Genomic DNA, 13,806 nt, shown 5'->3' with positions numbered 1-13,806 from the left:
GAAATATACTTCGCTGACAAAAATTCCTGATAATTTTGATGTCTAAAAATGAATTTTTTTGAATCTTGATTTTTTTCTATTAATGAAATTTTTTCTATTAAAGATTTATCCTCTTTACCTATTAAATTATAAAGGTCTTCACTTTCAATATAATTTTGGTGCATTAATTCATTAATTATTGCGATTTCTGTCAGAATATGTTTAGCATGTATTTCGTCAATTAATTCACTTTTAACAAACTTTTTTTTATTCAACAAAATCAGTTCTTGGTCAATTGAGAGTTCAAATGCTTCGAAAATAGTTTGTGGGAATTTTTGATTTTCTTTATAAAAATGACCAAATAAATTTAAATTAAAAGGATTTTCTAAAAAAACTCTATATTTATCCAAATCCTCAAAAGTAATATTGATTGCAAAGGTGTTTTTTAGAATATTTATAATTTGTAAGTCACTTAGATTGTTTAAGTAATAATATTCAAAATCATCAATCCTAAGCAAGTACTTTTCATAAATATTTGTTCTACAAGAAATTATTATTTTTATACTTTCGTTATAATTTTCTAAAAAGAATTTTAAAGCAGAAATGAAATCTTGAGGATCCGGAATTTCATCTAAACCATCAATTATAAAACACTTTTTCTCAAAGTCTTTCCAATCTTTATATTTTATTAAATCTTCAAAATTTTTAGAATTTCGAAAAATATTAATATTTATAAAAAAAGGGATTATTTCTAGTTCATTTTTTCTCTCCCATAATGTTTTAAATAAAACCTCTAATTCTTTAGTTTTTCCAATTCCTGGATTTCCTAATAAAACTGTTTTGTCTTGATTTAATACTATATCTATCAATTGTTTTTCTTCCTTTTTACTATTTAAATAAAAGTTTATATCAAGTGTATCACCTTCAATTTTATCTTTAATAAATCTTTTTTCATGATAGTAATTTTCTGAAATTTTACCTAAATAAAACTTTGAAATATCTAAAGTGTCAAAATCTATAATTTCTCTTAACTTGTCCATTAATCATTAGTTTATATAAAAATAAAAAAAGAATCTGCTTTCGCAAATTCTTTTCTCTTTCTAAATTGATTTCTTTTACATCTCCTTTTTCAAATACTTCCCTGTCAAACTCTTCTTCGATTTAATAATCTCTTCCGGTGTTCCTTTCGCAATAATCTCACCGCCGTATTTTCCACCTTCCGGACCGACATCAATAATATGATCTGCCAGTTTGATAACATCCATATTATGTTCGATGATAATGAATGAATTTCCTAATTCTACCAATTTATTGATCGCATCCATAAGGATTTTCACATCTTCAAAATGAAGTCCGGTTGTCGGTTCGTCAAGAATATATAAAGTATTTCCAGTCTGTCTTTTTGCGAGTTCTGTTGCCAGTTTGATACGCTGCGCTTCACCGCCGGAAAGTGTGGTCGACTGTTGTCCCATGGTGATGTAACCCAAACCAACATCCTGCAAAGTTTTCACTCTTGCAAAAATTTTAGGAATCGGCTGGAAGAAATCTACCGCTTCATCAATCGTCATATCCAAAACATCAGAAATCGATTTTCCTTTGTAACGGACTTCCAGCGTTTCTCTGTTGAAGCGTTTTCCGTTGCAGGTTTCACAATGAACGTAAACATCGGGTAAGAAGTTCATTTCAATCACTTTCAAACCGCCTCCCTGACAGGTTTCGCATCTTCCTCCTTTCACGTTAAAAGAAAATCTTCCGGGTTTATAACCACGGATTTTAGATTCAGGCAGTTCAGAAAAAAGATTTCTGATATCGGTGAACATTCCGGTGTAGGTTGCGGGATTTGAACGTGGTGTTCTTCCAATCGGAGTCTGATCAACGTCTACAATTTTATCGATATTGTCAAGACCTTCAACTTTCTTGTACGGTAAAGGTTCCTGAACGGCTCTGTAAAAATGCTTGTTCAGAATCGGGTACAGAGTTCCGTTAATCAGAGATGATTTTCCACTTCCTGAAATTCCGGTCACAACCACCAGTTTTCCTAAAGGAATATCAAGCGTAACATTTTTAAGATTGTTTCCTGTAGCGCCTTTCAAGACAATACTTTTCCCATTCCCTTCTCTTCTTACTTCCGGAATGGCAATTTTTCTCTTTCCGTTGATATAATCTGCTGTAATCGTATCTGCTTTCAGTAAATCTGCAGGTTTTCCCTGCCAAAGAATTTCTCCACCGAATTTTCCGGCTCTCGGACCAATGTCCAAAACCTCATCGGCTTCCATAATCATATCTTTGTCGTGCTCTACCACCAACACTGAGTTTCCGATGTCACGAAGATTTTTTAATGAATTAATCAGTCGTTCATTATCTCTCTGGTGCAAACCGATACTTGGTTCATCCAGAATATATAAAACATTCACAAGCTGAGATCCAATCTGCGTTGCCAAACGGATTCTCTGGGATTCTCCACCGGAGAGCGTTTTTGAACTTCTGCTCAGACTTAAATATTCCAAACCTACATCAAGCAAAAACTGAAGTCTGGTTTCTATTTCCTTTAAAATTTCGTGAGCGATAATCGCATTTTTCGGCGAAAATTTATCTTTTACGTCTCTCAGCCAATCTTTTAAATCAGACAAACTTAAACCGTTAATCTCAGCGATATTTTTTCCGTCAATTTTAAAACTTAAACTTCCAGGCTGAAGACGGGTTCCTTTACATTCAGGACAGGTTTCTTCGGTAGTGAAATGTCTTTCAAGCAAAACACCTTCATAAGATTCTTTCTCATCAATGATTTCCTCCATAAAAGGAATCAAACCATCAAAACTGATTTTTATTTTTTTGGTAATTCCTGCGTATTTCAGGTCTTTATTAAATTCTTTGTGACATCCGTTGTACATATAATCCAACGCTTCTGCAGGAATATCTTTAAAGGGAGTCGTCAATCCCAAACCGAAGATTTCAAGAATATTTTTGATTTGCGCTAAAATCCACTTGTTCGATTTAATATCTTCCAAAGGCAGCAAACCTCCCTGATTAATTGATAATTTAGGATTTTCAACAAAATAATCGGTGTTGATTTTTTTAATAGTCCCTAAACCTTTACAGCTTGGGCAACTTCCTTTCGGAGAGTTGAAAGAAAACGTATTTGGCTCAGGTAAAGCTAATGAGTGACCGGTTTCGGCATCCATTAAATTTTTCGAGAAATATTCGATCTCTGTACTTCCAAGCTTTTGAATTCCAATGACCCCTTCCCCCATTTCCATGGCAGTTCTCAATGATTTCTCCATTCTGGCTTCAGAGGCAGATTCACCAATGATCCAACGGTCGATAACGATATCGATATCGTGGGTTTTGTAACGGTCGAGTTTTAAATCATACTCAATATCCTGAAGCTCTCCGTCAATTCTTGCCTGTCCGTATCCTTTTTTGGCCATCTGAACAAAAAGTTCGTGGTAATGACCTTTTCTTGAACGCACAACCGGAGCCATCAACATGAGCTTTTCGCCTTTGTAGTTTTCTTTAATGGTCTCTAAAATCTGATCTTCAGTGTAGCTTACCAGTTTCTTTCCCGTCGTCTGAGAGTAGGCATCAGAAACCCTTGCAAACAAAAGACGGAGATAATCGTAAAGTTCAGTCACCGTTCCTACTGTAGAGCGTGGATTCTTATTGGTTGTTTTCTGCTCAATCGCAATGACGGGAGACAATCCTTCAATTTTATCGACATCCGGACGTTCCAAACCACCTAAAAACTGACGTGCATACGCAGAGAAAGTTTCTATATAACGACGCTGACCTTCGGCAAAAATGGTATCAAAAGCCAATGACGATTTTCCGCTTCCGGAAAGCCCGGTGATGACCACCAGTTCATTACGCGGAATTTTGACATCAATGTTTTTAAGATTGTGTTCCCTGGCTCCGTAAACTTCTATATATTCTTTTGATTCACTCATAATTTGGGGTGACCTTACATGAAAATCACGATTTGCAAAATTACGGAATTTTATGGAATTTATTGAGTTAAAAATAGTTCCGATTTTAGATGAAAGCGATATAAATTTTTATAAATTTTAAATCTAAATCTTATCAGATCATCGTCTTCTCTCTTCCTTAATTTTATTTAAATTTACACCGTATTAATCAACATTCATGAACAGATTACGGCAACATATCGAAGAAATAATTTCCGTTACCGACGAGGAATTTGAATCTATAAAAACATTTTTCACCCACAAAAACGTCAGAAAAAATCAGTTTCTGCTTCATGAAGGTGATGATGTGCAATTTGAGTTCTTGGTTGTAGATGGAATTTACAAAGTCTATTATCTTGACGAAAGTGGAAAAGAGCACATTGTGCAGTTTGCCAAAAAAAACTGGTGGATGACCGATTACAGCAGCTATTTTAAACAGAAAAAATCGACGATGTTTGTAGAATGTCTGTCAGAAGGAGAAGTTTTTTGCCTTACTTTGGAAGGCCGGGAAAAGCTGTCTGCGGAATTTCACACCATGGAACATTTTTTCAGAGTAAAGCTGACGAATGGTTATGTTGCGTTACAGGACAGAATAAAGATTTTGCTATCAAGCACACCTCAGCAACGTTATGAAGAGTTTTCAAAATTATATCCCGATCTCATGATTCAAATTCCTAAAAAATATATTGCGGAATACCTCGGAGTGAGCAGAGAAACTTTAAGCAGACTTTATTCGAATAACAAATAATTATTTAAACCTTTTTGCATTTAAATCTTTGTCTTTCAAAAATAAGTGAAATCGAAGATTCGACGGAGTCAAACGCCTTTGTTTACACTATTAAATGTTATTTTATAATTCTTTGTCTTTCCTTGCGTTTTTTAATCGCAAAGTAAGACAAGGATTTTACTCTAAATTCTTTTTTAAGACAAACAAAGGCATTTCATTTAGCAAAGAAATACCATTGCGTTAATTTTAAAAACCCTTAATTACCTTTTTACAATGCACAACCGATATTTATAAATTTTAATGATTTAAAATATTGAAAGATTGGTGTGATTTCGGTCACACTTTTTTTGTGACTTTCCTCCTTCAATTGAGGCTTTGAGGCGACATACATTTGCTGTAGAAATTTAAACTAAATAAAAATCAATTAAAATTGTTACATATGAAAGCAAAAGTATTAATCATCGTATCCAATGCCAACGCAATCGGCCCGAATAACAGAAGAACAGGAACTTTTTTATCCGAAGTTGCCCATCCTTACGCAGAGTTTAAAAATGCAGGTTATCAAATTGATTTTGCAAGTCTGACGGGCGAATCACCATTTTTAGATGCGCTAAATTTAGCCGATGATCCGGAAAATTTAAAATTTCTAACAGGAAAAGGCTGGGAAGACATGCACAGTGCGTCAAAACTTTCAGAGGTAAATGTCAATGATTATGATGCGGTTTTCATTCCCGGCGGTTTGGCTCCTATGGTCGATATGGCGGAAGATGCTGAACTTAAAAAAATCATCGCTGAAGTTTATGAAAAAAATGCAGTTGTAGGAGCTGTCTGTCATGGTCCGGTATCACTACTTAATGTAAAATTAAGTGACGGAACTTATCTGGTCAGTGGTAAGAACATAGTTTCTTTTACTACTGAGGAAGAAGATAACTACGCAAGAGCTGACGTTCCCTTCGATCTTCAGACTGCGTTGACTGAGCAAGGTGCAATTTTTCACGCTGCTGAAGCCTGGTCTGCCAACAGTATTGCTGATGGTAATTTGGTAACCGGACAGAACCCGGCATCTGCAAAGGGTTTGGGCGAAAAAATGGTCGCTATTCTGGAATCTAAAAATTTATAAATTAAAACTAAAAAGATGAGCGAACAGGCAATTTACGTTTATGCCCAATGGAATGTTAAAGTAGGAAAACTGGATGAAGTTTTGCAAATTCTGACACAGGCAGCAAAAAAAAGTTCTGAAGAAAAAGGAAATTTATTTTACAAAATTCATCAAAGCAAAAGCGATCAGAATACATTGATTTTATTTGAAGGTTATGAAAATGAAACAGCCTTGGAATTTCATAAAAACTCAGAGAATTATCAGAATCTGGTGGTGAAAGAGATTGTTCCACTATTGGAAAGCCGAGAAGTGATTTTAATGGATCAGGTATTTTAATCTCAGTTTTATAACAAAATTCCGGAAAAAATTAATCTTCCAGAATTTTGTTTTATTTAGTTTTCAAAAAAATCTACATCTTCGTTGCTGATCATGACGCGGTATTCTATTCCGTCGATGGCTTTAGAAATAATCTGATTTCTCAGAATATTCGCCATATTCTCCCAGTATACTCTTCCATAGAAAGAATAATTTTGGGGGATCACTTCTACGTCAACGGTACGAACGAAACCTTCTTTGGGCTTGTTGCTGATCATGGTTCCTCTTCTTACCCGGACATCTTTTAATTCATCCTTCAAAACCATTCTTACATAGTTTTTTACATCTTCCAGGGAAATAATTTTATCTCTGGTCGTCAATGCATATTTGTAAGCCTGAATGCTGTCTGAACCTTTCTGTTCTTCCGCACCACCGATGGTTTCCGTCAAAAGTATCAAAGACTGTGATTTTAACTGGTTTGAAAGTTCAGTTCCTGGGCGCATGTGATTAGCAAAAGTACAGTGGGTAATCCAGAATGATGCGTATGTGTGGTCTGTTTTTTCAACAGGTTCCATGATAACGTAGTTGAGTTCCTGCTTAATTGTTCTTTTAGCGTTGTTTACTTTCTGCACCATTGATTTCATCTTGTCAGACATTTCGCTCAGCATTCCTTTTACGTTGTCGCGGTTCAATAATGAGAATGCTGCGATTTCATCTCTCGTCAATTCCAGGACATTTGAAATCATATCCACAGCATTTCTGTTGTTGAATCTTTCCATACCGCCTTTTCTTACCGTGTACAGACCTTTTTTAAGATCATCTGAAGGAGTAAAAGGGATTTCGGTATATTTCCGACCGTCTCCATCCTGAACTTCATCCACGTAAAGGAAATGTTCGCCCTCTTCTGTGATCAGTGGGATATTATTTCCCATAATGTCTAAACTGTATTCTGTCTTTTTCCAGCCTCGGTTATAAATGGGGAACGCGTTGAGCACAAAAGTGAAATTATCTAAAATCTCGGCCGAAAACTGTGGTGGAAACTCAAAAGTCAGCCACAGAAAGCTTTTCCCGTCGATGTACTTTCGGATTTCTTCTCTTCCGTTTAAAAAATCTAAATCCTGAGGCAAAGTTCCCGATTCTGAAAACAAATCTCTTGACAGTCCGGTTACTTCAATGAATTTATGGTGATAAATACTTTTAATATCTTCAATGATTTTCGTGCGAATTGACTGTTCGTGAAAAAGCTGTTCATATCCTTCAGCCTGTTCTTTTTTAAGGTAGGTTAAACCTTCTTTTACAAAAAGGGGATTTCCGTTGCTTGAAACCGTAACGTAGGGAAGCAGTTTGTATACAAAATCCAAATGCTCAAACGCAGGATTAGAACAGTATAGTCCAAGAGCTCTTGGGAACTTTTCGTTGCTATATTTCGAAACGTTAATTCCGATTGTAACTTTTCGGTAATCTGAAGGTCTTCCCTGAAACCTTGAAATCGGGATTTTGTTTAAGCGGTCATCAATGCTGTAGCAGGTATTACCGACAAACATAATGGCCGTCTGCGCCTTATTGGTTCTAACACTGCCAATTGGTGTGTACGGAATATTAAGCTGTTTATCCGATTCCGATTTTACTGTTGAATTCATCTGTTTTCTGAAGAAAAATTCGGTATGATCCAACAGAACTTCGGAAGATTCAAATGGTGCAGTGTAGGCAATTGCGTGCGCAGGAATCGGATGCGTGTAGATTGACGGTGTTAACAGCTTAGCCAGCTTTTCTAAAATTCTGGCGTTAACAGTCTGAATTTCGTTATTAGCTTTAAAAACTTCCGTGCTGAAAGCATCTATTAAAAGTTTAACAAAAGGATCCAACGACTGTGGACTTTTCAATCCCCATACTTTGGTTGCATTTTGAAGCATCCTTGCTTTTACAGATTCTTTCGAATAAATATTCTGATCTAAATTCATATTTGTGATAAGGTGGTAATTAATCTATTGACATTGGGCTCAGAAACAGCTCGGTAGAAAAGCTGAAACGCTCTCCTGTGGATTCCATCTTTGCATTAATGGCTATTCTTACTTTTTTCTTGATTTCTGTATGCTCCTTCGTATCGTAGTTGTGCTCAACAATTTCTACATGAGCATCGACCTGTGGATGAACGATTCTGGGTTCAAACTCCTGAATCTGTCTTTTCAGACTTTTAATAAAAACATTTTCCCATACGGCTGATGTAACTCCGTTATCAAATTCCAGATTCCAAACATCGTTTCCGTAATTTTCATCATATCTGTTTTCGCCCTTCTTTGTTGTGATAAGCAACATAATATTGTGGGCGATACTTTCACCCATGTCGCAGGTGTCAATACTTCCACCCTCAGACATCAGCGTTGATGGCACAAAAGGCATTCTGTAATTTGGTGTGTCCATAGATTGGTGTTCTCTATTTTAATTTTTTTTGGTGTCATTATGTAAATGAAATACCAAATTAATCATTTTCGGGAAATAATTTATGATATTCTTTTGAAACTTTGTTGATCTTAATGCTATAATTATTTTAAATGTAAAATTCGAGAAGAATTTTTTGGCCTCCAGCTGTTTTAAGTTTGACAAAGTTAATCTGCTTATCAAAGATCATCAGGTTTTTCGTCAGTCATCTTAATTAAATTTGAGAAAGCTATATTATATTTAAAGTGCTCCTATTCGGCAAGATTGCAATTGACTAAAACCTTTATAACGACAAAATCTGAATGGATACCATGTTCCTAGCCCCGATTGAACGGCCTGTCTGAGCTCTTTTCATGTTTAGGGCGGCGGCAGGGTCGCCGCCCTAAACATGAAAAAGCGAGTAGTGAAAGCGGGAAAAAGCTCCCTACAAAATTATGAATCCGTAGTTTTCTTACGGTTAATGATGTAATAGACGGGAAGTCCGAGTAAAACAATCAAAAAGCCCGGCCACGTATATTGCTGTTTATAAATTAAAAGGAGAAGACAGAAAACGGTTCCTATAATCAGATAAATAATAGGAGTTACAGGATAAAGCCATGTTTTATAAGGTCTTTCAAGATTGGGTTGTTTTATTCTTAAATAAATCACTCCAAAGACAGTGATCATGTAAAACAATACGATACCGAATGAGATCATATCCAGAAGATTTCCGTACTGTCCGCTCAGACAGAGAACGGAAGCCCAAACTCCCTGCATCCAGAGTGCATTTGACGGAACATCATTTTTATTATTATCGATCGCTGATTTGAAGAACAGCCCGTCTTTTGCCATTGTCTGGAAAACCCTTGCTCCGGCTAAGATCAACCCGTTGTTACAACCAAATGTAGAAACCATAACGAGAACTGCTATAATCACCGTTCCTGCACTTCCAAAGATATTCTGCGAAGCGGCAACGGCTACTCGATCATTGGCTGCAAATGCGATGGAATCACGGTCGATGGCATTTAAATACACGAAATTCACTGCAATATATAAAAGCATCACCGCCGAAGTTCCTAAGATCATTGCTTTAACCACATTTTTCTTAGGATTCTCAATTTCACCTGAAACAAAAGTCACACTTTCCCATGCAACAGAACTGAAAACTGAGCCTACCATTGCCGCCGCAATTCCGCCCATTAAAGTCATTCCGTCTATGGATTCCCAGCCGATCTTCAGGAAATTTCCTGTTGCGTCTTTGTCTGTATTATTGAATGCATTCGTTCCGAAACTGAAATTTTCTGCAAGATGCGAGAAATCAACGAAGATAAAACCTGCAGCAATTAAGCCTAACAATGCTAATATTTTTGAACCTGTAAAGACGTTCTGAAGAATTTTACCACTTTCCACACCTCTGGTATTAATGTAAGTCAGAAGGAGAATAATGGCGATGGCTAAAATCTGAATCCAGGTGATCTGAAATTCCCCACTCTGAAAGATAGGAGCCGCGTCGTTGAGCGAAGGAACGAGATAAGCGGTAAATTTCCCGAATGCCATGGCAACTGCCGCTATTGTTCCGGTCTGAATGACGGTAAATAATCCCCAACCATAGAGGAAACCCATCTTTTTACCAAAAATTTCTGTGAGATATGTGTACTGCCCTCCCGCTTTAGGAAACAGAGCAGAAAGCTCACCATAGCTAATTGCTGCTGCAACCGTCATAATTCCGGTGATCATCCAAACTACGATCATCCAGTAGCCCGAACCAAGATTTCGCATCATGTCGGCGCTTACGATAAAAATTCCACTACCGATCATCGAACCCATCACGAGCATGGTGGCGTCCCAAAGTTTTAGTTTTTTCTGCATATTCAAATATTAAAGTGGCTTTTGCACAAGAGATTTATCTGTAATCAATTTTATGATTAAGTTCTATTGGGTTATTATTTTCTTTTATCTTTTTTTTCATTTGATCTGAAAGAATTTTCAGGTCTGGCGTAACACCATTACCGTTACCATCATCTACTTTAATGGGTATTCCCATAGATTTTAGTGTGGCGAAAGGATCTGAATAGTAATTTTCAGATAATTTTTCAAATTGTTCCCAGGTTAATTCTGAGCTTTTGGGTCTGTAAGTAATATCTCCTTCTGAGGCTTTAATTTCTGTCAGACTAAAAATATAATTATTTTCATTATCTGAAATTTTAATTATTAATCCGGGTAAACCATGAAAAATATATGGTCCATCCTGAATAGGAATTTCACTTGCAAACCATGCTATCCAATTTCTTCCACCATAATTTACAGTTGCTTTCTGAACTTCAAAAGTTCTAATTCTACTTTTTTCCGGGAAAATTTCCCAATTAAGTTTTTCATTGATATTGACAGAAAATATCTCTGAATACATTGTCTTGATACTTTTTTTCACTTCATTATCAGCAAGCTTTTTTACAATATAAAACTGACTTTCAAATGTTGGTTTTCTACCCAAGCCCAAACCCGTTTTTGCAGTAAGAGAGTCAGATTTCTTTTCATGTTCTGTTCTGAAAATTGATAATTTTGTATTTTCAACGTCTAAGACCATCTTTTCTACAATCGTGTTATTTTGCAAGGGACTGGGTTTATATTCCAGATCATACTTAAATAATTGATTTTGACCAATGACATGGTTATAAAATATTATAAAGTAAAAAAACAAAAATGCCTTTAGAATTATATTCTTTTTCATAATTTGTATCACCTTTATCTGTTCACTTTTAGAAATATTAGACCGCTAATAAACTTGTCTTTCTTCTGCAACTAAAAATATCTTACAGTTAACCTTTCAAATATAGCTAAATAAGCAGTTATTATTGCTTTTTGTTTTGAATTTGAGAAGCACCTGTATTTTATCAAGTTTATAATCATTCTAAATTCAAATTTTATTATTAATTTTGGAAAAAATATTAAGAATGAAATTAAAATCCATATTATTTCTAGTGGCAGTAAGTGCATCAACATTCGCATTTGCTCAGGAAGGAAAGAAATTCGGACCTCCGGCAGGAAACGCAATCGTAGGTGATACCTATGGTTCTACCGTTGTTTCAACAGAATCTAAAGCGATGAGCGTTGAAAAATTGGCTAAAAAACTTAAGAAAGACAACAAAAAAGTTGAAAATGTAGCCATCAAAGGAAAAGTGGTTGACGTTTGCGACAAAAAAGGTTGCTGGTTAACTATTCAAACTGAAGATGACACTCAGTTTTTCGTGAAAATGAAAGATTACGGTTTTTTCGTACCAACAGCTTTGAAAGGTAAAAATGTAGTTTTGGAAGGTAATGCGGAGAGAAAAGTAACTTCAATTGACGAGCAGAAACACTACGCAGAAGATGCTAAAAAGCCTCAGTCAGAAATTGACGCGATTACAAAACCAAAAGAAGAAATCAGATTTGTGGCGAACGGAATTAAAGTCGTTAACTAAAATTCGATATTATTTAAAATAAAAGCGGAACAAATTAATTTGTTCCGCTTTTTTTTATTCTTCTATTTTAAAACTGACTTCGGCATCCAGCTTTGGATATTTTGTGTCGCTCACAAATCTTTTTCCGGTGCAGTCTATTTCCAGCCAGCCTTTTTTTCTCTTTACCTCGCCCGCTTCTATCACAAAAGGCACAAATGATATTTCGTCTTTGCCTTCTTCAAATATTTCTCTGTACTGGACGGCAATATCCAGAATACACTCATGATCGGTATTCAGTTTTACATTTCTGTAAATAATGTCATAATGCGTCTCCTGATTCTCTGGAATTTCCAAATATTTTTCCCAGCCTTTTGTATCAGATTTCAATTCGCTGATAGCTTTTAAAGCATAATACAAAGCAACTGTATAATATTTTCTTGTTCCCTTTCTTGTATAATCATCAATAAAATGTCCGCCTTCAAATAAGATAGTAGGCATTCCCGCTTTAATGAAATTATCACCTGTGGAGGTAGGATAGAACTCATCCGTATATCTTCCGATCTGATAGGGAATGGATTCTTTTAAAGCTTCATACACCTTTGCGATCACCGCCATACATTTTTTTCGGTTTTCAGTAACTGTTCTTTCTTCATTTTCAGAAGGTGCTAGAAAGGAGAGTGTTGCCGGGTGTACTCCATCTGTTGTGAAAATCGTACGTTGCTCATGAAGATTTAGGGCATAATCATACTTCTTTGACGAAACAAGATTCTTTAAAAACTTAATTTCTGTACTTGACTCATTATGAAAATCCCGATTCAGATCAATTTCGGCAGCAGTAAGTCTCGTCCATCTTTCAGATCCGTCAGGATTCAGCATAAATATAAAATCTAAAGTAATTGTACTGAAAAGATCTTCCTTTAATTCCTGATGCTGATCGAGTGTAATTAAAAGATCCAGCATAGCATGCGTAGCGTTGGATTCATTCCCGTGCATCTGTGACCATGCTAACACATTCGTGGCTCCACTTCCAATACTCAATTTATAAATAGGCTTATCTAAATACGATCTTCCGATCTCCTGAATGTAATCGCTGAGATTAGTCTGTAGGTAAGTAAATAATTTCTCAGGGGAAATATATCGGTTTGGGAAATCAGGATTTGGAGTATACAAATGTTCAAAATTCATTCTGCAGTAATTTACATGAGTCAAAAATAATGATTTTAAAGGATAAAAAGAAATTAACATTTGTAACATCGTCAAACGATGTAAATTGCCAAAAACTCTGTTAGTTAAATTGTGGATTGCTAATAATTTAATTAAACATATTTAAACTACTAAAATTCAAACATTTATATACTTTAAGTAAATAGATTATTTACATCTGCTTTAAGTGTGGATAAGTCGATTTTCAGTCATTTGAGTGTTATTATCCTAAACATGTAAAATGGGGATTACACTGTGAATTTTCTACAATATACAATTGTAAACATGTTAAATTCTTGATTTTTCCACACTCATTTTGATTTAAAATTTTGGTTGAGGTAGTATATCTAAAATCGTCACACAAATTTTTATTGATACTCCAGGTTAGTTTCATAATATTTTGTTAAAACATCTATATATACAGGTCTGATAAGCGTTATGAATATAAACAGGTATTGAGAAAAACCGTAATTAACTGTAAAACCAACGAGATAGCCTCTCTCCCACTCCATATCGCGTGGTCTCGCTCCAAAATACCGACAGCAAGCAGATCACAGAGATTTAACGGTGTTTTGCTGTCAACCTTATCGCTGAAATTTTCCATTAAAAATATTATCTCCAGCTATACTTTAAGTGGAAACTGCGTCAGTTATCAGGTGTTTATTA

General features: G+C 35.4%; 12 protein-coding genes. 4 read left to right on the top strand and 8 right to left on the bottom strand.

All coding sequences use genetic code 11. The features are described from left to right. A partial coding sequence (locus OMO38_RS10955) for an NACHT domain-containing protein (RefSeq protein ID WP_264750217.1) occupies window positions 1-1,019 on the bottom strand: 1,019 nt, incomplete at its 3' end. A 75-nt stretch (window positions 1,020-1,094) separates the two neighbouring features. Beyond that, window positions 1,095-3,923, bottom strand: a complete 2,829-nt coding sequence (uvrA, locus tag OMO38_RS10950; RefSeq protein ID WP_264750216.1) for an excinuclease ABC subunit UvrA — start codon at window positions 3,921-3,923, stop codon at window positions 1,095-1,097. A gap of 196 nt (window positions 3,924-4,119) precedes the next feature. Here uvrA and OMO38_RS10945 point away from each other — a divergent pair, with 196 nt between their 5' ends. The 3 genes from OMO38_RS10945 (at window position 4,120) to OMO38_RS10935 (ending at window position 6,103) form a co-directional block, all read left to right on the top strand. Then, a complete protein-coding gene (locus OMO38_RS10945; RefSeq protein WP_264750215.1) occupies window positions 4,120-4,689 on the top strand; it encodes a Crp/Fnr family transcriptional regulator in 570 nt (189 codons plus the stop codon). A gap of 418 nt (window positions 4,690-5,107) precedes the next feature. Beyond that, window positions 5,108-5,788: a type 1 glutamine amidotransferase domain-containing protein gene (locus OMO38_RS10940; protein WP_264750214.1), complete on the top strand. Its 681-nt coding sequence runs from the start codon at window positions 5,108-5,110 to the stop codon at window positions 5,786-5,788. Between the two features lie 15 nt (window positions 5,789-5,803). Further along, a complete protein-coding gene (locus tag OMO38_RS10935; RefSeq protein ID WP_264750213.1) occupies window positions 5,804-6,103 on the top strand; it encodes a putative quinol monooxygenase in 300 nt (99 codons plus the stop codon). Between the two features lie 56 nt (window positions 6,104-6,159). Here OMO38_RS10935 and OMO38_RS10930 read toward each other — a convergent pair whose 3' ends face one another. The 4 genes from OMO38_RS10930 to OMO38_RS10915 all read right to left on the bottom strand — a co-directional run bounded on the left by OMO38_RS10930 (window position 6,160) and on the right by OMO38_RS10915 (window position 11,228). Next, window positions 6,160-8,043 (bottom strand): type VI secretion system baseplate subunit TssF, encoded by a 1,884-nt coding sequence (locus OMO38_RS10930; RefSeq protein ID WP_264750212.1) that lies wholly within the window; start codon window positions 8,041-8,043, stop codon window positions 6,160-6,162. A 19-nt stretch (window positions 8,044-8,062) separates the two neighbouring features. Next, window positions 8,063-8,503, bottom strand: coding sequence for a GPW/gp25 family protein (locus OMO38_RS10925; RefSeq protein WP_264750211.1), 441 nt, complete (start codon window positions 8,501-8,503; stop codon window positions 8,063-8,065). 450 nt (window positions 8,504-8,953) lie between these two features. Next, window positions 8,954-10,369 carry an APC family permease gene (locus tag OMO38_RS10920; protein WP_264750210.1) on the bottom strand — a complete coding sequence of 472 codons (1,416 nt, stop codon included), beginning with the start codon at window positions 10,367-10,369 and terminating at the stop codon, window positions 8,954-8,956. A gap of 34 nt (window positions 10,370-10,403) precedes the next feature. Beyond that, window positions 10,404-11,228 (bottom strand): GLPGLI family protein, encoded by an 825-nt coding sequence (locus tag OMO38_RS10915; RefSeq protein ID WP_264750209.1) that lies wholly within the window; start codon window positions 11,226-11,228, stop codon window positions 10,404-10,406. Window positions 11,229-11,451: 223 nt separating this feature from the next. Between OMO38_RS10915 and OMO38_RS10910 the strand changes: the two genes are divergently transcribed. Continuing rightward, a complete protein-coding gene (locus OMO38_RS10910; protein WP_264750208.1) occupies window positions 11,452-11,958 on the top strand; it encodes a DUF4920 domain-containing protein in 507 nt (168 codons plus the stop codon). Between the two features lie 54 nt (window positions 11,959-12,012). Here the strand turns inward: OMO38_RS10910 and OMO38_RS10905 are convergent, their stop codons facing one another. Next, complete coding sequence (locus OMO38_RS10905; protein WP_264750207.1) at window positions 12,013-13,122, bottom strand: M14 family zinc carboxypeptidase; 1,110 nt, start codon at window positions 13,120-13,122, stop codon at window positions 12,013-12,015. A gap of 454 nt (window positions 13,123-13,576) precedes the next feature. Beyond that, window positions 13,577-13,744, bottom strand: a complete 168-nt coding sequence (locus OMO38_RS10900) for a hypothetical protein (RefSeq protein WP_264750206.1) — start codon at window positions 13,742-13,744, stop codon at window positions 13,577-13,579. Window positions 13,745-13,806 lie beyond the last annotated feature (62 nt).

Origin of the sequence: Chryseobacterium kimseyorum (assembly GCF_025971945.1) — a bacterium.
GTDB lineage: Bacteria > Bacteroidota > Bacteroidia > Flavobacteriales > Weeksellaceae > Chryseobacterium > Chryseobacterium kimseyorum.
Note: the sequence above shows the minus strand (reverse complement) of the source record. Positions and strands in the feature narration are given on the sequence as shown.

What these genes read in the sequence shown, in the direction of transcription:
- uvrA (WP_264750216.1), bottom strand. Translation starts at nt 3,923, where the DNA reads ATGAGTGAATCAAAAGAATATATAGAAGTTTACGGAGCCAGGGAACAC.
- OMO38_RS10945 (WP_264750215.1), top strand. Translation starts at nt 4,120, where the DNA reads ATGAACAGATTACGGCAACATATCGAAGAAATAATTTCCGTTACCGAC.
- OMO38_RS10940 (WP_264750214.1), top strand. Translation starts at nt 5,108, where the DNA reads ATGAAAGCAAAAGTATTAATCATCGTATCCAATGCCAACGCAATCGGC.
- OMO38_RS10935 (WP_264750213.1), top strand. Translation starts at nt 5,804, where the DNA reads ATGAGCGAACAGGCAATTTACGTTTATGCCCAATGGAATGTTAAAGTA.
- OMO38_RS10930 (WP_264750212.1), bottom strand. Translation starts at nt 8,043, where the DNA reads ATGAATTTAGATCAGAATATTTATTCGAAAGAATCTGTAAAAGCAAGG.
- OMO38_RS10925 (WP_264750211.1), bottom strand. Translation starts at nt 8,503, where the DNA reads ATGGACACACCAAATTACAGAATGCCTTTTGTGCCATCAACGCTGATG.
- OMO38_RS10920 (WP_264750210.1), bottom strand. Translation starts at nt 10,369, where the DNA reads ATGCAGAAAAAACTAAAACTTTGGGACGCCACCATGCTCGTGATGGGT.
- OMO38_RS10915 (WP_264750209.1), bottom strand. Translation starts at nt 11,228, where the DNA reads ATGAAAAAGAATATAATTCTAAAGGCATTTTTGTTTTTTTACTTTATA.
- OMO38_RS10910 (WP_264750208.1), top strand. Translation starts at nt 11,452, where the DNA reads ATGAAATTAAAATCCATATTATTTCTAGTGGCAGTAAGTGCATCAACA.
- OMO38_RS10905 (WP_264750207.1), bottom strand. Translation starts at nt 13,122, where the DNA reads ATGAATTTTGAACATTTGTATACTCCAAATCCTGATTTCCCAAACCGA.
- OMO38_RS10900 (WP_264750206.1), bottom strand. Translation starts at nt 13,744, where the DNA reads ATGGAAAATTTCAGCGATAAGGTTGACAGCAAAACACCGTTAAATCTC.